The sequence below is a fragment of the Pseudomonas fluorescens genome, assembly GCF_902497895.1.
Classification (GTDB): domain Bacteria; phylum Pseudomonadota; class Gammaproteobacteria; order Pseudomonadales; family Pseudomonadaceae; genus Aquipseudomonas; species Aquipseudomonas fluorescens_BP.
On the sequence record NZ_CABVHQ010000011.1, the window covers coordinates 24,424 to 43,087 of the forward strand.

General features: G+C 59.8%; 16 protein-coding genes and 2 pseudogenes. 5 read left to right on the forward strand and 13 right to left on the reverse strand.

The features are described from left to right. Positions 1-21: 21 nt before the first annotated feature. From F8N21_RS07930 to ppc, 5 genes are all read right to left on the reverse strand, one after another. Positions 22-882, reverse strand: a complete 861-nt coding sequence (locus F8N21_RS07930; protein WP_150641596.1) for a DUF72 domain-containing protein — start codon at positions 880-882, stop codon at positions 22-24. Further along, positions 882-1,187, reverse strand: coding sequence for a hypothetical protein (locus F8N21_RS07935; RefSeq protein WP_150641597.1), 306 nt, complete (start codon positions 1,185-1,187; stop codon positions 882-884). Before F8N21_RS07935 ends, F8N21_RS07930 begins: the two co-directional genes overlap by 1 nt. A gap of 314 nt (positions 1,188-1,501) precedes the next feature. Continuing rightward, positions 1,502-2,176 (reverse strand): tRNA (adenosine(37)-N6)-threonylcarbamoyltransferase complex dimerization subunit type 1 TsaB, encoded by a 675-nt coding sequence (gene tsaB, locus F8N21_RS07945; protein ID WP_150641598.1) that lies wholly within the window; start codon positions 2,174-2,176, stop codon positions 1,502-1,504. 89 nt (positions 2,177-2,265) lie between these two features. Next, positions 2,266-2,913 (reverse strand): adenylate kinase, encoded by a 648-nt coding sequence (gene adk / locus F8N21_RS07950; RefSeq protein ID WP_150641599.1) that lies wholly within the window; start codon positions 2,911-2,913, stop codon positions 2,266-2,268. A gap of 288 nt (positions 2,914-3,201) precedes the next feature. After that, positions 3,202-5,832, reverse strand: a complete 2,631-nt coding sequence (gene ppc / locus F8N21_RS07955; protein ID WP_150641600.1) for a phosphoenolpyruvate carboxylase — start codon at positions 5,830-5,832, stop codon at positions 3,202-3,204. A gap of 203 nt (positions 5,833-6,035) precedes the next feature. On the opposite strand from ppc, the gene F8N21_RS07960 reads away from it, so the two are divergent. The 3 genes from F8N21_RS07960 (at position 6,036) to F8N21_RS07970 (ending at position 7,922) form a co-directional block, all read left to right on the forward strand. Next, a complete protein-coding gene (locus F8N21_RS07960; RefSeq protein ID WP_150641601.1) occupies positions 6,036-6,380 on the forward strand; it encodes a pilin assembly protein in 345 nt (114 codons plus the stop codon). Between the two features lie 283 nt (positions 6,381-6,663). Next, positions 6,664-7,077 (forward strand): DUF4398 domain-containing protein, encoded by a 414-nt coding sequence (locus F8N21_RS07965; protein ID WP_150641602.1) that lies wholly within the window; start codon positions 6,664-6,666, stop codon positions 7,075-7,077. 56 nt (positions 7,078-7,133) lie between these two features. Then, the gene (locus F8N21_RS07970) at positions 7,134-7,922 is read left to right on the forward strand and encodes an OmpA family protein (protein ID WP_150641603.1); all 789 of its coding nucleotides are present in this window, start codon (positions 7,134-7,136) and stop codon (positions 7,920-7,922) included. A gap of 393 nt (positions 7,923-8,315) precedes the next feature. Here the strand turns inward: F8N21_RS07970 and pcaD are convergent, their stop codons facing one another. The 8 genes and pseudogenes from pcaD to pcaR form a co-directional block, all read right to left on the reverse strand. Continuing rightward, positions 8,316-9,116: a 3-oxoadipate enol-lactonase gene (gene pcaD, locus F8N21_RS07975; protein ID WP_150641604.1), complete on the reverse strand. Its 801-nt coding sequence runs from the start codon at positions 9,114-9,116 to the stop codon at positions 8,316-8,318. Between the two features lie 11 nt (positions 9,117-9,127). Next, positions 9,128-9,301 (reverse strand): annotated as a pseudogene (locus F8N21_RS07980) (3-carboxy-cis,cis-muconate cycloisomerase); the annotation flags it as partial. A gap of 117 nt (positions 9,302-9,418) precedes the next feature. Continuing rightward, a pseudogene (locus F8N21_RS07985) lies at positions 9,419-9,682 on the reverse strand (alpha-ketoglutarate permease); the annotation flags it as partial. A gap of 224 nt (positions 9,683-9,906) precedes the next feature. Continuing rightward, positions 9,907-11,112, reverse strand: coding sequence for a 3-oxoadipyl-CoA thiolase (gene pcaF, locus F8N21_RS07995; RefSeq protein WP_191624239.1), 1,206 nt, complete (start codon positions 11,110-11,112; stop codon positions 9,907-9,909). Continuing rightward, a complete protein-coding gene (locus F8N21_RS08000; RefSeq protein ID WP_191624246.1) occupies positions 11,109-11,891 on the reverse strand; it encodes a CoA-transferase subunit beta in 783 nt (260 codons plus the stop codon). Before F8N21_RS08000 ends, pcaF begins: the two co-directional genes overlap by 4 nt. Further along, on the reverse strand, positions 11,888-12,745 hold the full coding sequence (locus F8N21_RS08005) for a CoA transferase subunit A (protein ID WP_150641607.1): 858 nt from the start codon (positions 12,743-12,745) through the stop codon (positions 11,888-11,890). Before F8N21_RS08005 ends, F8N21_RS08000 begins: the two co-directional genes overlap by 4 nt. A 411-nt stretch (positions 12,746-13,156) precedes the next feature. Further along, positions 13,157-14,503 (reverse strand): MFS transporter, encoded by a 1,347-nt coding sequence (locus F8N21_RS08010; RefSeq protein WP_150641608.1) that lies wholly within the window; start codon positions 14,501-14,503, stop codon positions 13,157-13,159. 441 nt (positions 14,504-14,944) lie between these two features. Next, positions 14,945-15,787: a pca regulon transcriptional regulator PcaR gene (gene pcaR / locus F8N21_RS08015; RefSeq protein WP_150641609.1), complete on the reverse strand. Its 843-nt coding sequence runs from the start codon at positions 15,785-15,787 to the stop codon at positions 14,945-14,947. A gap of 716 nt (positions 15,788-16,503) precedes the next feature. Here pcaR and F8N21_RS08020 point away from each other — a divergent pair. Together F8N21_RS08020 and F8N21_RS08025 are read left to right on the forward strand one after the other, a co-directional pair. Then, entirely contained in the window at positions 16,504-16,704 is a 201-nt protein-coding gene (locus tag F8N21_RS08020; RefSeq protein ID WP_150641610.1) for a hypothetical protein, read from the forward strand. Between the two features lie 379 nt (positions 16,705-17,083). Beyond that, a complete protein-coding gene (locus F8N21_RS08025; protein WP_150641611.1) occupies positions 17,084-18,559 on the forward strand; it encodes an inorganic phosphate transporter in 1,476 nt (491 codons plus the stop codon). The last annotated feature ends 105 nt before the right edge of the window (positions 18,560-18,664 follow it).

Below are 18,664 nucleotides of genomic sequence, written 5' to 3' on the forward strand. Positions count from 1 at the left end.
TGAAGAGGGGGTGGGTCCACCTCAGAGCAAGCCAAGTTGCTCCGCCGCAGGCTCTCTGTATAGCTCAGGCAGCGCCGGCAAGCCAGGCAATCGCAGCATCAGTCGGGCATGAAAGCGCTGCGCCAGTTTCGCCGCCAGCAGGTTATCTGCAGTGTGCAGGAAGATGTAAGGGGTGCGCCCTTCTTCGATCCAGCCGGCGATCTTCTCGACCCACGGCAACAGGAACGGATCATTGGCCTCAAGCTCGGGATGGCCGATAAAGCGCACCTGCGGAAACTGACTGAAGGCCGCCGGACGTGGCGGCACTTTGGGCTTTTTCGCTTGCGCATGCAGCACCGAGGGATCGCTCGAGGTGCAGCTGAACAGGGCCCGAGGATCGAGGCAAATGCGCTCGACGCCACGGTCCAGCAACAGTCGATTGAGCATTCTCTCGGCATCGCCTTTGGCAAAGAACTCGCGATGGCGCACTTCCACCGCCAGCGGTCGTTCCAGGCCATCGATAAAACCGGCCAACTCCGCCAGCCGCTGCGGTGCAAAGCTTGCCGGCAATTGCAGCCACAGCGGAGAGACCCGCGCACCGAGTGGGCTGAGGAGTTGCAGGAAGGTCTCGGCGGCGGTCAATTGCTCGCGCAGGTCGCCGCCGTGGCTGATGTCGCCAGGGAACTTGGCAGTGAAGCGAAAGTGTTCGGGCATGGTCTCGGCCCAACGCTGCACCGTCGAGGCAGCAGGACGCGCGTAGAAGGTAGTATTGCCTTCCACGGCATTGAACACTTGGGAGTACAGGCCAAGAAACTCCGCCGGCCGCGCGTGTTCCGGATACAGGTACTCACGCCAGGCGTTTTCGCTCCAGGAAGGGCAACCGAGGTAATAAGGGAGCAGCATCAGATGTGCAGATCGAGCCCCAGCACTTCCATGCCCCAATCGACATAACCGGCAGTGGTCAGGTAGCTGGCCAAGGCATTTGCGACGTTTTTGCTCATGGCGCGATGGAAAATCATGTCTTGTTGACGGGCCGGGAGATTAGCGGTTCGCCCAGCCGAAGTCCGAGGGCGTGCATTGAGCGGCGTATCGGCCTGCAGATCAATCTCGCCATCGAGGTCCTCGCGGGACTCGTCCACCAGCGCATTGCCTTTGCGAGGCTTGCTTTTGATGGGATAGGACTGAGATGAAAAGCCGTTTATACGCATAAGTGTATGCTCGGTATCAGTGATGGCAATTTAGCGGCACCTCGCCAACTAAGCAAATGCCCAAGTGATAACTAGAACACAGAAAATGGAAAAGGTTTAAAACCGGGCGAAAATTGCTGGTGAAACTGACGATAAGCAGTAGTTTGACCAAACCCTTGTGGCGAGGGGGCTTGCCCCCGCTCGGCTGCGAAGCAGTCGCAAAGTCGGCTGGTACGTTGTATCTGTGAGACTACCTTTGCAGGTTTCAGGCCTGCTTCGCAGGCCAACGGGGGCAAGCCCCCTCGCCACAATAAGCCCTCTCACCACAACGGGATTTACCTGGCTTTGGGCGTCGCCACTTTATCGCGCAGGTACACCGGCTGCGCCTGGTCGGCAGGAATGCCTTCACCGCGCTCCCAGGCAAATCGCGCCAGGGTCAACAGATCTTCGGCATGGGGCAACATGCCCGCGTCCTGCCCCGTCAGGCTGACGCCGATCCGCTCGGCATAACCCCAACCGGTACCCGCGCCGAACCACTCGCCGCTGGCGTCGGCAGGCAAGGCAGCCACTTCAGGCGGCAACACTGCTTCAGCTCCTGCCAGGCGCATTTCACCGGAGGTTTCGCGGTAGCAGCCCCAATACACTTCATCCATCCGCGCATCGATGGCCGCAGCGACCTGGTGCGCACCGTGCTCGCGAAATGCCCGCTGGGCCAGCACTGCCAGGTTGGACACCGGCAATACCGGGCGCTCCAGGGCAAAGGCCAGCCCCTGAACCACACCGATGGCGATGCGCACGCCGGTAAAGGCACCCGGCCCACGACCAAAGGCAATCGCGTCGACCGCTTGCAGTGTGGTCCCCGCCTCGGCCAGCAGCTGCTTGATCATCGGCAGCAGCTTCTGCGCATGCAGACGCGGGATCACCTCGTAATGGCTCGTGACCTTGCCGTTATGCAGCAAGGCAACGGAGCAAGCTTCAGTCGCGGTGTCGAGGGCCAGCAAGGTGCTCATCGGTGTTTCCGTAAGAATGAAAAAAGTCCGCCAGTATAAACAACAACGGCCCGCAAGCGGGCCGTTGAAGATGAAGCAAATCAGACTTGTCAGCTCAGTGCTTCAAGCACCTTGCCGGTGATCGCTTCAACCGAGCCGACGCCAACGATGTGGCTGTACTTCGGCTTGCCCTGGCCTTCGGCCAGATTCTGGTAGAAGGCCACCAGTGGCTTGGTCTGGGAATGGTAGACCGACAGGCGATGACGCACGGTTTCTTCGGTGTCGTCTTTACGCTGCACCAGGTCTTCGCCGGTAACGTCGTCTTTGCCGGCTACTTTTGGCGGGTTGTAGATAGTGTGGTAAACGCGACCGCTGGCCTCGTGTACACGACGACCGGCGATCCGCTGAACGATTTCTTCGTCATCGACGGCGATTTCAACCACGTGATCCAGCTCGACACCGGCCTTGACCAGCGCTTCGGCCTGCGGAATGGTGCGCGGGAAACCGTCGAACAGGAAACCGTTGGCACAGTCAGCCTGGCTGATACGTTCCTTGACCAGGTTGATGATCAGGTCATCGGACACCAGGCCGCCGCTGTCCATCACGCTCTTGGCGATCAGGCCCAGCTCGGTACCAGCCTTGACGGCAGCACGCAGCATGTCGCCAGTGGAGATTTGCGGAATGCCGAATTTTTCGGTGATGAACTTTGCCTGAGTACCTTTACCGGCCCCGGGAGCTCCCAGCAGAATTACGCGCATCGATGTGCTCCTCAATTTTTATTTAGATAACGTCAGATTCGCCTCGTGGGGCCAACCTCAAAAATGGGTTCGTGGCCGCCCAAACGGCCAAAGGCTGATCAAGATACACAGCAGACCCGGAGCACACAAGCCGCCGAAAGTAGCAGGAACCCGTGGCAATGTTGTGCTTTCGACCCGGTATTCCAAGTCGCAACCCCATAACAAAGTGTCGCCTGTCAGCAGCGATCGCCCCTCTCGAAACGACCGCCAGAGTGACCGGAAAAGTCACCGAACCATGCCGTAAAAATCTTAGCCGGTATTGCGCAAACCGGCGGCAATCCCCGCCACAGACACCAGCAGCGCCTGTTCCAGCGGGCTGCCTTGCTCCGCGTCCTGTTGGCGCGAACGTGCCAGCAGCTCGGCCTGTAATAGATGCAGCGGGTCCAGATAGGTGTTGCGCAAACGGATGAACTCCAGGGTGTTAGGGCTATGAGCCATCAGCTGTGACTGGCCGGTCAGACCCAACACCACGGAGCAGGCCTGCGACAATAGGTCGCGTAAATGCGCACCTAAAGCCAGCAATTGCGGCTCGACCAACCGCTCATCATAGGACTGCGCAATGTCCGCATCGGCCTTGGCCAGGACCATCTCCAGCATATCGATACGGGTGCGGAAGAAAGGCCACTGTTCACGCATCTGCGCCAGCAGCTCGCCTTCACCGCGTTCCAGGGCCTTGCTCAATGCGGTTTCCCAGCCGAGCCAGGCCGGCAGCATCAAGCGCGTCTGAGTCCAGCCGAAGATCCACGGGATCGCTCGTAAACTTTCGATACCACCGGCACGGCGTTTGGCCGGACGGCTGCCCAGCGGCAAACGACCCAGTTCCTGTTCCGGCGTCGACTGGCGGAAATACTCGACGAACTGCGGATTGTCCCGCACCACGGCGCGGTAGGCGCTGACACCGTCAGCGGCCAGTTCGTCCATTAATACCCGCCAGGCTGGTTCGGGTGGTGGAGGGGGCAATAAGGTGGCTTCCAGCACCGCAGCCAGGTACAGATTAAGGTTCTGCTCGGCGATATCCGGCAGGCCGAATTTGAAACGAATCATTTCTCCCTGCTCTGTGGTGCGGAAGCGCCCCGCCACCGAACCCGGTGGTTGCGACAGGATCGCCGCGTGGGCCGGGCCACCGCCACGTCCCACCGTGCCGCCGCGACCATGGAACAACAGCAGTTCGACCTGCTGCTCGCGACAGATGTCCACCAAGCGTTCCTGCGCCCGATATTGCGCCCAGGCCGCGGCCGTGGTGCCGGCGTCCTTGGCCGAATCGGAGTAACCGATCATCACTTCCTGCGGGCCCTGCAATCGCGCGCGATAGCCCGGCAGCAGCAACAGTTTCTCGATCACCGGGCCGGCGTTATCCAGGTCGGCCAGGGTTTCGAACAACGGCACCACGCGCATCGGCCGTAGCACCCCGGCCTCTTTGAGCAGCAGTTGCACGGCAAGCACGTCGGAAGCGGCGCCCGCCATGGAGATCACATAGGAACCCAGGGACGCCGCAGGCGCGGCCGCGATTTCCCGGCAGGTCGCCAGGACTTCAGCGGTCTCGCCGGACGGTTTGAAATACGCTGGCAGCAATGGCCGGCGATTGTTCAGCTCACGCATCAGGAAGGTGATGCGTTCCTCCTCGCTCCAGTCGCCATAGCGTCCCAGACCGAGGTAATCGGTGATTTCAGTCATCGCCGACGAATGCCGCGAGGAGTCCTGACGAACGTCCAGGCGCACCAGGAACAGGCCGAAGGTTACCGCGCGGCGCAGGCAATCGAGCAACGGGCCATCGGCGATCACGCCCATCCCGCACTCGTGCAGCGATTGATAACAGAGCTCCAGCGGTTCGAGCAGGTCACGGTTGTTTTGCAAGACCTCGGCACTCGCCACTGACGCACCATTGAGCGATGCGTGGGCCCAGGTGCGGGTCGCCCGCAGGCGATCACGCAACTGCTTGAGGACCGCGCGATAGGGTTCGGCGCTCTCTCCAGCCTTGGCCCGCAATTGCGCGCTGGCCTGTTGCATCGACAGCTCGGCGGCCAGATGATCGATATCGCGCAGGTACAAATCGGCGGCCATCCAGCGCGCCAGCAGCAACACTTCACGGGTGACCGGCGCCGTGACATTCGGGTTGCCGTCACGGTCGCCGCCCATCCACGAAGCGAAGCGAATCGGCGCGGCTTCCAGCGGCAAATGTAGGCCGGTTGCCGCATACAGCGCCTGGTCCGCCTTGCGCATGTAATTGGGGATTGCCTGCCACAGGGAATGCTCGATCACCGCAAAGCCCCACTTGGCTTCATCTACCGGCGTCGGCCGGGTGCGACGGATTTCTTCGGTGTGCCAGGCCTCGGCGATCAACCGCTGCAAGCGCTGGCGGATCTGTTCGCGTTCGGCGGTGGTCAGATCGCGGTGATCCTGCGCCGCCAGTTGCGCGGCGATGGCATCGTATTTCTGGATCAGGGTGCGACGGGCGACCTCGGTGGGGTGCGCGGTCAGCACCAGTTCGATCTCGAGGCGGCCCAACTGCCGCGCCAGCGACTCGGCGCCATGCCCTTCTGCGAGCAAACGCGTCAATAGCTCCGGCAATACCCGCGATTCGAATGGCGCCGGCTGCGACTCGTCGCGCCGATGTATCAATTGATACTGCTCGGCGATATTGGCCAGGTTGAGAAACTGATTGAACGCTCGCGCCACCGGCAGCAATTCGTCCTCGCTCAACTGATTCAGGCTGGCGCTCAGTTCGGCATTCGCCGAGCCACGGCGATCGGCCTTGGCGCCCTTGCGGATTTGCTCGATCTTGTCGAGAAAATCCTCCCCGTACTGTTCACGTATGGTGTTGCCCAACAGTTCACCCAGCAGGTGAACGTCTTCGCGCAAGCGTGCATCAATATCGGTCATTCAGGTGGTCTCCAGCAGACTCGGGGCGGCTCGGAAGGCTCAAGAGTGCCGTTCGCGTCACGTTCTTACAAGCGCGCGACGAATTGACTTTAAACCTTGCGCGATAAAGCTAGTCTCAACAGTGAGCCACACAAGGGCTTGCCACCGGCCCACGCCGGTCATTCATCACTGCCTGCCACAAGCAGGTGCTTATTGAGGTCGCCATGAAAATCCGTGAGCTCGCCCAACATTGGGAAGAAAATGCCAAAGGCCGCTTGACCAAGACCGGCTATACGATCCGCCTGGACGTAGAAGCCGCTGCACGCCTGGCAGCGATAGCCGAGATGTATCCCAAACGGCATCCCGAAGAACTGCTCGGCGAACTGATCGGTGCCGCGCTGGAAGAGCTTGAAGCGAGCTTTCCCTACGTCAAAGGTCCGCATGTAATCGCCACCGACGAAGAAGGTGACCCGCTCTACGAAGACGTCGGCCCTACCCCCCGTTTTCTCGAGTTATCACGACGTCATCTGCACGATTTGTCCGCTCAGCCAGACAAACAAAAACACTGATTACCCCATCCCTTCCCTGGCAGAAAATGCGTATTCCTGAGCCCGTTCAGGGCCAGGAATACCCCTGCCCGTGACGAAAATCCCGGTTTAGAGCCTTGTCCGTTCGGTCAAAGTATTTCCGACGATTAGCCATCTTCACTGAACTATTCAAAAAAGCCGCGGGTCACAGCCAGTATGGGCCATGCCTGGAACAGTCGTTTAAAAGCGTCTTTGGCCAAGCCGCCGAATCGACGTAACGGCTCCAGGACCAGGATGGAATCTAAAGCTTTTCAGGAGTTATCCAATGGAGTTGAAGACTATGAAAATCAGTACTGGCAAATCCTCATTCAGTTATCTGCATGGGCTGAAACTTACCGCGTTGGCACTGGGTAGCAGCCTGATTCTCGCCGGTTGTGCCGGTAATCCACCGACCGAGCAGTTCGCCGTAACGGAATCTGCGGTCAACAGCGCGGTCAGTGCTGGCGGTACCGAATTCGCCGCCGTGGAGATGAAGTCGGCCCAGGACAAGCTCAAACAGGCTGAACTGGCCATGCACGAAAAAAAATACGATGAAGCCAAGGTCCTGGCCGAACAGGCCGAATGGGATGCTCGCGTAGCGGAACGTAAAGCCCAGGCCAGCAAAGCCGAGCAAGCCCTCAAGGACTCCGAGAAAGGTGTTCAGGAAATACGTCAGGACAGCTTGCGCAACGCGCAGTAAGCACCTCCCGACCTCCTAAAGCCTGCACCCTTAATAGATGAAAAGGACGAACTATTATGCGTAAGCAACTGATGATACCTGCCCTTCTGGCTCTGAGTGTCGGCCTGGCTGCCTGCTCTTCGCAACCCAACGTGAATCTTGAGCAAGCCCGGACCAACTACTCGGCGCTGCAAGCCAACCCGCAAGCCAGCAAGGTTGCGGCCCTGGAAACCAAAGACGCCAGCGACTGGCTGGATAAGGCCGACCAGGCGTATCAGAACAAGGAAAACCAGGCGAAAGTCGATCAACTCGCCTACCTGACCAATCAACGAGTGGAAGTGGCCAAACAAACGATCAACCTGCGCACCGCTGAAGCCAATCTGAAGAATTCCGCAGCCCAGCGCGCTCAGGCGCGTCTGGATGCCCGCGACGCGCAGATCAAGCAATTGCAAGCCAGCCTCAACGCCAAGCAGACCGATCGCGGCACCCTGGTCACTTTCGGTGACGTGCTGTTCGCCACCAACAAGGCAGACTTGAAGTCCAGCGGCCTGGTCAACATCAACAAACTGGCGCAATTCCTCTCGGAAAACCCTGACCGTAAAGTGATAGTCGAAGGCTACACCGACGCCACCGGTTCAGAGGCCTACAACCAGTCGCTTTCCGAGCGCCGCGCCGGCTCGGTACGCATGGCCCTGGTGAAAATGGGCGTAGACCCCGCGCGTATCGTCGCCCAGGGTTATGGCAAGGAATATCCGGTTGCCGAAAACTCCAGCGTATCGGGCCGTGCCATGAATCGTCGGGTGGAAGTCACCATTTCCAACGACAATCAGCCGGTCGTTCCGCGCTCGTCTATCAGCGCCCACTGAGGGGGTCGAGGACTGTCTCTATAGCTAATCCTTGAACAACAGATAATCCGGAGTCCGATCAGGGCTCCGGATTTTTTCCAGGCTGGGGTTCTTTTATGGGCGTTCCGTTTGCTCGCGATGGACGTTAACGATAGCGCGTACTTTCTGAATAAACGCGCCGCCCTTGAGTCCATCGCTGTAAGTCACAAACAGCTTCGCGGGCAAGATCGCCAAGATCGCAGTCTGCGACAGCTCCTACACCGACCGCATACAACGTTGACCAAACGGTGTACGCAAATCCCGTAGGAGCTGCCGCAGGCTGCGATCTTTTAGGCGCACCCCGAGATTGCCGCCCCGGATTACTCCCGCGACTCAACCCCCAACTCATCCCACATCGACTCCGTCAGGTGCTCCTCAGAGGCGCCTTTCAGTTAACAGAAAGTCCAGCACCCGGTCACTGAACGCAGCGCCAGCCTGGACGTTGGACAGATGCGCGGCATAGAACTCGGCGTATTCGGCGCCTGGCACCTGCTCTTGAATAAAGTGCCCGCCCGCCGGTGGCGTGACCGCATCTTCAGTGCCGCAAATCACCAGCGTCGGGACCTTGATCGACGACAGTTGCTCGCGGAAATCGGCATCCCGTACCGCCGCGCAGTTGGCGGCATAACCTTGCGGTGAAGTGGCGGCGAGCATGTCGGTGATCTGCTTGGCCTGCTGCGGATTGGCCTCGGCAAAGTCCGCGGTGAACCAGCGAGCAATCGACGCATCGCGCAGTGCAACCATCGCTACCGGACCATCACGCAACACGGTTTCGATCCGTGGATTCCACACCGAAGGATCACCGATTTTCGCCGCTGTGTTGCACACCACCAGCTTGCGCAGACGCTCTGCGGCATTGATCCCCAGCCACTGGCCGATCAGCCCGCCCATGGACAAGCCACAGAAATGTGCGCGCTCGATATGCAAGGCGTCCAGCAGCGCCAGCACGTCCTGGCCAAGTTGCTCGATGCTGTACGGCCCCGGAGTCACCAGCGAGCGACCATGGCCGCGGGTGTCGAAACGCAGCACCCGGAAATGCTCGGCAAAGGCCGGAATCTGCAGGTCCCACATGTGCAGGTCGGTGCCCAGCGAGTTGGACAGCACCAGCACCGGCGCATCTTCCGGGCCATCGAGTTGATAGTTCAGTTCGCCATCGACGAGTTGTACGAATCCCACAGTAGTCTCCTTCATGCGCTCAAGGCAAAATGTTCAGCCACGGCTCGCTCGACCCAGGGATGGGCCTGACCGAGGTAGTGGGCAGGGTTCAGCAGACGATCAAGTTCATCGACCGATAGTTGAGCGGTCACTTGCGGCTCATCGCCGAGGACCGCACGTAAATGACGCTGCTCGGCGACCGCGCAAAACACTTCACGCATGTCGCGGGCCGTGAAGTAAGCATCGAACAATTGATTGCTCGGTCGTTCGCTCATAAACAATCCCTTGGAGGCGTGCACCCGCACCGGGTGCACGCGGACAGGTCAAAGATCGTTGTGCAGGTAAGCCGCCTGTTTTGGCAGACGCAAGCTGAACAGGAAGGCCGCCGCCATCATCGCTGTGACATACCAATAGAAGGTGTTCTCCATACCCATGGTTTTCAAGCCCAGGGCCACGTATTCCGCCGAACCACCGAAAATCGCGTTCGCCACCGCATAGGCCAGCCCTACCCCCAACGCCCGAACCTGTGCCGGGAACATTTCGGCTTTCACCAGGCCGCTGATGGAGGTGTAGAAACTGACAATCGCTTCGCAAGCCAGCGGGGGCAAGCCCCCTCGCCACAAAAAGCCCGCTCCCACAAGAGCGAGGCAGTACCTGTAGGAGCGAGCTTGCTCGCGATGGACTCAAGGACGACGCGTTTATTCAGAAAACACGCGTTATCCGGTACACATTCGAGCAACGGGTCGGCGACGTTGGCCGTTCGCCGTCGAAGTAGATGCGCGTCAACTCCTCTTTCTTGTTAGCGAACGCGTCAGACGCGTTCGATCGCCAAGGCCAGGCCCTGGCCGACTCCGACACACATGGTCGCCAGGCCTTTCTTGCCGCCGGTCTTTTCCAGATGGTGCAAGGCGGTCAATACCAGTCGCGCACCGCTCATGCCCAACGGGTGACCCAGGGCGATGGCACCGCCATTTGGGTTGACCTGCGCGGCGTCATCGGCCAGACCCAGTTCACGCAGCACCGCCAGGCCCTGGCTGGCGAACGCTTCGTTGAGTTCGATCACGTCGAAATCGCTGACAGCCAGACCCAGGCGTTCGGTCAATTTACGCACCGCCGGCACCGGGCCGATGCCCATCACCCGTGGCGCAACGCCGGCACTGGCCATGCCCAACACCCGGGCGCGGGCGGTCAGGCCATGTTTCTTCACGGCTTCGGCCGAGGCCAGGATCAGCGCCGCCGCACCATCATTGACGCCCGAGGCGTTGCCGGCGGTGACGGTTTTGTCCGGGCCATTTACTGGCTTGAGCTTGCCCAGGGTTTCCAGCGAGGTTTCGGCCCGCGGGTGCTCGTCCTGCTCGACCACGCTTTCGCCCTTCTTGTGAGCAATGCGCACCGGGACGATTTCTTCAGCGAAGAATCCGGCGGCTTGCGCGGCCGCAGTCCGTTGCTGACTGCGCAAGGCGAAAGCGTCCTGATCGGCGCGGGAAATCCGGAAGTCATCGGCGACGTTGTCGGCGGTCTGCGGCATCGCATCGACGCCGTATTGGGCCTTCATCAACGGGTTGATAAAGCGCCAACCGATGGTGGTGTCTTCCAGTTTCATGTTGCGCGAGAACCCCGCGTCAGCCTTGCCCATGACGAAGGGTGCGCGGGACATCGACTCGACGCCGCCAGCAATCGCCAACTCCATCTCACCGCTGGCAATGGCCCGAAAGGCCGTACCGATGGCGTCCATGCCCGAAGCGCAGAGACGGTTGAGGGTCACGCCGGGAATGCTTTCTGGAAGACCGGCCAACAGCAGCGCCATGCGCGCAACGTTGCGGTTGTCTTCGCCGGCCTGGTTGGCGCAGCCGAGGAACACCTCGTCCACCGCGTTCCAGTCCACCGAAGGGTTGCGTTCCATCAGCGCCTTGATCGGTACCGCGGCCAGGTCGTCGGCACGGACGGCCGCCAGGCCACCACCGAAACGGCCGATGGGGGTGCGAATCGCGTCACAGATAAAAACTTCGCGCATCATGCTTCTCCCGGTGCTTGGCCGTGGGCGGCCGCGGTGCGTGCTTCGAGATCCCGCAACGCGGTGAGCTCGACTTCAGTTGGTTCGGCGGTGTGCTCGACCTGATCGGCGAAGCGCACGGCCCAACCGGTGGCGGCAATCACCTGCTCGCGGGTCACGCCCGGGTGCAGCGCGGTGACCACGAATTCGTGGCTGCCAGCTTCCGGTTCCATGATGCACAGGTCGGTGATGATCCCCACCGGCCCAGCGCCTGGCAAGCCGAGACGTTGACGCGAATCGCCACCTTCGCCATGACCGACCGAGGTAATGAAATCAAGCTTGTCGACAAACGAGCGCGCCGACTGTTTGAGGATGATCAGTACGCTTTTCGCCGAACCGGCGATTTCCGGCGCGCCACCGGCACCGGGCAGGCGGACTTTCGGCTGGTGATAGTCGCCGACCACCGTGGTGTTGATGTTGCCGAAACGATCGACCTGCGCGGCTCCGAGGAAGCCGACGTCGATGCGCCCGCCCTGCAGCCAGTAGCGAAAAATCTCACCGGTCGGTACGACGGTATCAGCGGTTTCAGCCAGTTCGCCATCACCGATAGACAGCGGCAGCACACTTGGCTTGGCGCCAATCGGGCCCGATTCGTAGATCAGCACCACGTCCGGCGAGGAGGTCAGCCGCGCCAGGTTGGCGGCCTTGGAAGGCAGGCCGATGCCGACGAAGCAGACCGAACCGTTCTTCAACCGGCGGGCGGCGGCTACGGTCATCATTTCATTGGTGGAGTAAGTCATTATTTGGCCTCCGAAGCGCGGGCCAGCTTGGCCTGGAATTCACTGAAATCAGCGCTGCCGTGGATGTATTCATTGATCCAGGCGGTAAAGGTCTCGCGGTCGCGGGCAATCGCATCCCAAGCCTGATAGAAACGGTTGTCACGTTCGGTGTAACCGAGAGCGTAGGACGGATGCGCACCACCCGGTACGTGGCAGACAGCGCTCAAGGCCCAGGTTGGCAATACGCAGGCGTTCATTGGCGCTTTCAGGTCATCGACGATTTCTTCGACGGTGACGATGCAGCGTTTGGCCGCCAGTGCCGCTTCTTTCTGCACGCCGAGGATGCCCCAGAGCAGCACGTTGCCTTTGCGGTCGGCTTTCTGGGCATGGATCACGGTGATATCCGGACGCACCGCAGGCACTGCCGCCAGCACTTCACCGGTGAATGGGCAGGTCACGCTTTGGATCAAGGGGTTGACCTTGGGCAGGTCGGAACCGGCGTAGGCGCGCAATACCGCGAACGGTAGGCCAGAGGCGCCAGCCACGTAGGCATTGGCCAGGTCGGCGTGACTGTGTTCCTCGATCTCCAGCGCGTGCGGCCACTGCTTCTCGACCGCGTCACGCAGACGGTGCAGCGAGCCCACACCCGGGTTGCCGCCCCAGGAGAAAATCAACTTGCGAGCACAACCGGCGCCGATCAGCTGGTCGTAGACCAGGTCAGGCGTCATCCGCACCAGGGTCAGGTCTTTCTTGCCCTGGCGAATGATTTCATGACCCGCCGCTGTCGGGATCAGGTGAGTGAAGCCTTCGAGCGCGACGGTATCGCCGTCGTTGACGAACTGCTTCACCGCGTCATGCAGCGAAAGGATTTCAGCCATGGAGTGGACTCCCGAATTCAAAAACCGACGTGGAAATGGCGCGATGAGCAGCGCCGGATGACTGAAGGGTAAGCCTCTAAAAATCGTCAAACAATCCGATAATCGACTAACTGTTCGATAATCGAACAGATTGTTATCAGCCTATCGGTTCTGCGTGGCTACCAAAAAGCTTCGCGGGCAAGCCCGCACCCACAAGGAATCTCTGCCTGAACACGGTACCTGTGGCGAGGGGGCTTGCCCCCGCTCGGCTGCGAAGCAGTCGTAATCCCAGCGACGGCGATTCGTCAGGCAGAACGCGGTTACCGAATTACGACCGCTGCGCGCTCGAACGGGGCGATTGCGGCGTTCCGACAAGCCCCCTCGCCACAAAAGCCCGCTCGCCAAATCGACAGTGATTTTTTCAAAATCTGATCAAGTCGCATCGGCATGACTGACCATGCCCTTGATCAGCACCGCGGTGGTTGCCAGCGCCGCTGGAATCACCAGTGCGCTCAGCACTTGCTCGAAGTTCCAGCCCAGCCCCAGCAACGTCGCGCCCATCCAGGCCCCGAGAATCGCGCCAAACCGACCGATCCCGAGCATCCAGGAAACACCGGTCGCCCGGCCTTGGGTCGGATAGAAGCGCGCCGCCAGTGACGGCATCGCCGATTGCGCACCGTTGACGCACATGCCGGCGACCAGCACCAGGGTTGCCAACAGCGTGATGTTGCCCAGGCTCTGCCCGACCGCGTAGGCAAAGCCCCCCGCCAACAAGTAGAAAATACCGATCACCCTGTGCGGATTGAACCTATCCATCGCCCAACCCACCACCACCGCGCTGAGTACTCCGCCAAACTGAAACAGGGCGCCGATGAACGCTGCCTGCTCCATGCTCGCGCCGCTGTCTCGCATCAGCGTCGGCAGCCAGCTGGTCAACAGGTAGACGATGACCAGCCCCATGAAATAGGTCAGCCACAACAACAAGGTCCCGGCGCTGTATGTACCCGAGAAAATGACCGCCAACACATTGCGGGCCTTCACGGTTTTCTGTTCCGGCACACTGAAGCTGGCGGCCTGGCCGACGACCGTCGGCTCGATCGGCGCCAACGCCTTGCGCACTTTGTCGGTACCGCGATTGCGCACCACCAGATAGCGCGCCGATTCCGGCAGCCAGAACAACAACACCAGCGCCAGGATCAACGGCAAGATCCCACCGATCAGCAACAGGCTGTGCCAGCCGAACGCCGGAATCAGCTTCGCCGAAATGAAACCGCCACCGGCCATGCCCAGGTTGAACCCGCAAAACATGCTGGTGACCAGTAGCGACTTGTGCCGTTCCGGGGTGTACTCGGACAACAGGGTGGTGGCGTTCGGCATGCCGGCGCCCAGGCCCAGCCCGGTCAAAAAGCGCAGCACCAGGAGTTGGTCAACGTTGCTGCTATAGGCCGATGCCAGGCTGAACGCACCGAAGATCAGCACCGCCCCCACCAACACCACTTTGCGACCGAAGCGGTCGGCCAACGGTCCGGAACCCAGGGCGCCGAAGACCATGCCGATCAGCGCCGCACTCATCACCGGACCGAGGCTGGCGCGATCGATCCCCCAATCCTGGGACAGCGCGGGCGCAATGAAGCCCATGGCCGCGGTATCCAGGCCGTCGAGGAAGACAATCAGAAAACACAGGATCACCACCCGCCACTGATAGCGGGACAGCGGTTGAGCATTGATAAAGGACTGCACGTCGAGGCAGTTCCCTACAGCAGACTGAGGCTGATTCATTATTGTTGTTCCACACCAAATGCGCAGGCAATCGGGTACCGGCATTGGCCAGTGGTTTCACAAAGGGGGGGCAATACCGAACTCAGGCGACCTGGGTCCACGGGCAGAACCGGTGCAGGCAACAGCTGGCGGAAACAGTACTCATGCCTCTTCATTATTATTGAATCGCCGCCCGGCTGCTGTCAGGTAACTGACTACGCCGCAATGGCTCTGCGGCGACATTAATGAAGCAAGGGAAACAGCGTCAATTCGCCAGACCCGTATCTGTGCGTTTACCGAACAGCTAGTGGCCTGTGTGGCTAGTTCGTTAGCTCAAATTCGGATGCCAGAAGTCCATAGCCAAGGCGCTGTGACGAGTCATAGCCCGCTATGGCGAGGAACAGCAACGCAGGATATGGGCTCGACAACGAAGTTGACTAACAGAATTAGCCACACAGGCCACTAAGCAAACAGCTGCGCGCTCAGATCGCGACTGGCGCTCAGCAAACCGGGCAGAAAACGCTGCTCAAGCTCATTACGGCCCACACGTCCGGCATGGGTGCTGACGTTCAGCGCCGCCAGCACTTGCCCGGAAGCGTCGTACACCGGAACGGCGATCGAGCGCAGGCCTTGCTCAAGCTCCTGATCGACAATGCACCAACCTTGCTGGCGAACCTGTTGCAGGCATTCGAGCAGTGCTTGCGGGGTGTGCAAGGTGCGACTGGTCTTGGCCTGCAAGTCGGCGTGGTCGAGGTATTCGTGGAGCGAGGCATCATCCAGCGCTGCCAGCAGGATCCGTCCCATGGAGGTGCAATAGGCTGGCAGACGCCCGCCCACTGACAAATCGACCGAGATAAGACGCTGGGTCGTCGCGGAGCGAGCTATATATAGAATGTCATCACCCTCCAGCGTGGCCATGTTGCAAGCCTCGTGAAGTTGCTCGCTCATGCGATCCAGATAAGGCTGGGCCGAAACCGCCAGCGGCGTCGAGGACAGATAGGCATGGCCCAGGGTCAGCACCTTGGGCAGCAACGAATAGGTACGCCCATCGGTGGTTGCATAACCCAGCTTGATCAACGTATGCAGGCAACGACGCACCGCCGCCCGAGGAATTTCCGTGCGGTGGCTGATCTGCGCGATGGTCAGATGGCGCTTGCGCTCCTGAAAAGCCTGCACCACTGCCAGACCGCGCGCCAGGGAGGTCATGAAGTCCGGGTCACCGGTCAATGCCTGGATCCGCTTGGCCGGCGAGGCGACGATCGGCGGAGCCACTGAAGCGAATGAATTGCGCAGTTGATCGTTCATTTTCCGGTCCTTTGCCCACAGATCGACATCTATTACAGGCTGCTGCGCAGCAGATACGCAAGCTACGGGCAGTCGAGGTTGGGCGATTATCGAACCATTAATCGATAATCGCAATTGGTGCCTTTCTCTCGCCCGGGAGATTTCCTTCTGCCGCGATTCATGCAGGACGCCACAGATATACAAAAGTTCACACTTTCCCGGGTGAGCAGCGTCAGCCCCATGGCGTCGGACGCTTACGCCCTCACAACTTTGCGCGCACTAATCTCGCCGCAAACACCGAGCAAAACTGTCCAGGGGGAAAAACCCACTTACAACGCAAAATCATCCGTAACAAAACCCCTCGCACATAGTTGACGAGTTTTAACTTCTTGGTGATAGTGTTATTCAAACCGACCGCTATAATGCATCATGTGATGACCGCGGTTTCCTTAACCTTCGGATCCAAATCATTCAGGTAGCGCCTGCTCCAGTGGCACTTCCTGCAGCAAGCGCCTGGCTTAACATTCAAATGCCCAGCCAAAACGCTTGCACAAGAAACTGTTGCACGGCAGTTGTTTTTCTCTGGTGCCGTGACCGCTTGCAACAAGGATGCTGTCTATCGAATCGCTGTCAACAGCCAAGGGCTTGTATAACCTTGCCTGGGACACTCCCTTGATAAACAACGATGCTGCAAGCCGTATCACCAGGATTCATCTCAACACAATTAGGTAATAATAGTGACGAAAGACGAACTGCGCGCGGAACTTGAGCGCCAGGAGCAACGCTACAAGGATGTTTACGGCGGGGAAATCACCACCTACGCTGCTCAGCCAGAACCGGAACGCAAACCTTGGCGCAAGCGCGCCAGCATTCTCGATCAGGCCTTTACTCAAGAACTGCAGAAAATGGAAAAGGAACTCAAAGCCGAAGAGCCATGATGGCTCCGGCTTGAATCCTTCAGGGCTGGCCACGTCCCTGCCAGTTCAAAGCTGGCTGGATCATCGACCCTGTTCCGCTCGCTACAAGCGGGCGGCTGCCGCCTCGGCCTGACAGGAGAGGCAAATGGCTCATGGCTGGCCTCGCCTACTGAAATTTCCTACGACTATTTCAGCTTCTCGGTTTTTCCCCAAAAAACCCTGATTTCTCGTTCACCCCCAACCAAATCAATGGCTTGCCTGACCGAAAAAAAAAACGGGGGGCTGGGGGGCTGTTACAAACTAATTCATTGAAGAATGTTACCGATGTGCACGTAGTGCATCGATTACTACGGTTTTCTGGCATAATCGCGCCCCCTTACGACCGGGTCAGAATTCCTTCATGATCGATTTATTCAGCGGACTGGATGCTTGGGTGCTTGTGAGCCTCTTGCTCGCCCTGGCCTTTGTCCTCGCCTTCGAGTTCATCAACGGCTTTCATGACACCGCTAACGCGGTGGCCACTGTTATCTACACCAAAGCCATGCCACCCCACCTGGCCGTGTTCTTTTCCGGTGTGTTCAACTTCCTCGGTGTATTGCTGGGCGGGGTCGGCGTGGCCTATGCAATCGTCCACCTGCTGCCGGTAGAGCTGTTGATCAATGTGAACACCGGCCACGGGCTGGCGATGGTGTTCTCGTTGCTCGCCGCCGCCATCACCTGGAACCTGGGCACCTGGTACTTCGGTATCCCGGCCTCCAGTTCGCACACCCTGATCGGCTCGATCCTCGGTGTGGGCCTGGCGAATGCGTTGATCAACGACATTCCCCTGGCCGATGGCGTCAATTGGCAGAAGGCAATCGATATCGGCGCCTCCCTGGTGTTCTCGCCGATGGCGGGCTTCCTGGTCGCCGGCCTGGTGCTCGTTGGCCTTAAATGGTGGCGCCCACTGTCCAAGATGCACAAGACTCCGGACCAGCGCCGCAAGCTCGACGACAAGAAACATCCACCGTTCTGGAACCGCCTGGTCCTGGTAATTTCCGCAATGGCGGTGAGCTTTGTGCACGGCTCCAACGATGGCCAGAAAGGCATCGGACTGATCATGCTGGTATTGATCGGTATCGTCCCGGCGCAGTTCGTGCTCGACCTGACCAGCACCACCTACCAGATCGAACGAACCCGCGATGCAACCTTGCACCTGAGCCAGTTCTATCAGCGCAACAATGCCTCGCTCGGTGAGTTCCTGGCCCTGGGCAAAAGCGTAAAGGGCGACCTGCCGGAGAAATTCCGTTGCAATCCGCAGCAGACCGAACCGACCATTTCCGCACTTCTTGGCACGCTCAAAGGTGTAGCGGACTATCACTCGCTGCCGGCGGAAAGCCGTATCGAAGTGCGTCGCTACTTGCTCTGCCTGGATGACACAGCGAAGAAAGTCGGCAAGTTGCCGGCCCTGGATGCCCGTGAAAAGGATGACTTGAACAAGCTGCGCAAAGACCTGACCGCAACGACCGAATATGCGCCGTTCTGGGTAATTCTTGCAGTAGCCCTGGCCCTCGGCCTCGGCACCATGGTCGGCTGGAAGCGCGTGGTGCTGACCATCGGTGAGAAAATCGGTAAACAAGGCATGACCTACGCCCAGGGCATGTCGGCCCAGATCACCACCGCTTGCGCCATCGGCATGGCCAACATCTTCAGCCTGCCGGTCTCCACCACCCACGTGCTGTCTTCGGGTGTCGCGGGGACCATGGTGGCAAACAAAAGCGGCCTGCAAGGCGGTACGGTGAAGACCATCCTGCTGGCCTGGATCCTGACCCTGCCAGCGACAGTGGGCCTGTCGGCCGGCTTGTTCTGGCTGGCGTCGAAAGTCCTCGGCAGCTGATTCCCAGCCTGTTGCAAAAAAGGTGCGATCCGTCTGGATCGCACCTTTTTTTATGCCTTTGGGAATGCGTTCAACCCGAAAAGATCGCAGCCTGCGGCAGGGCAG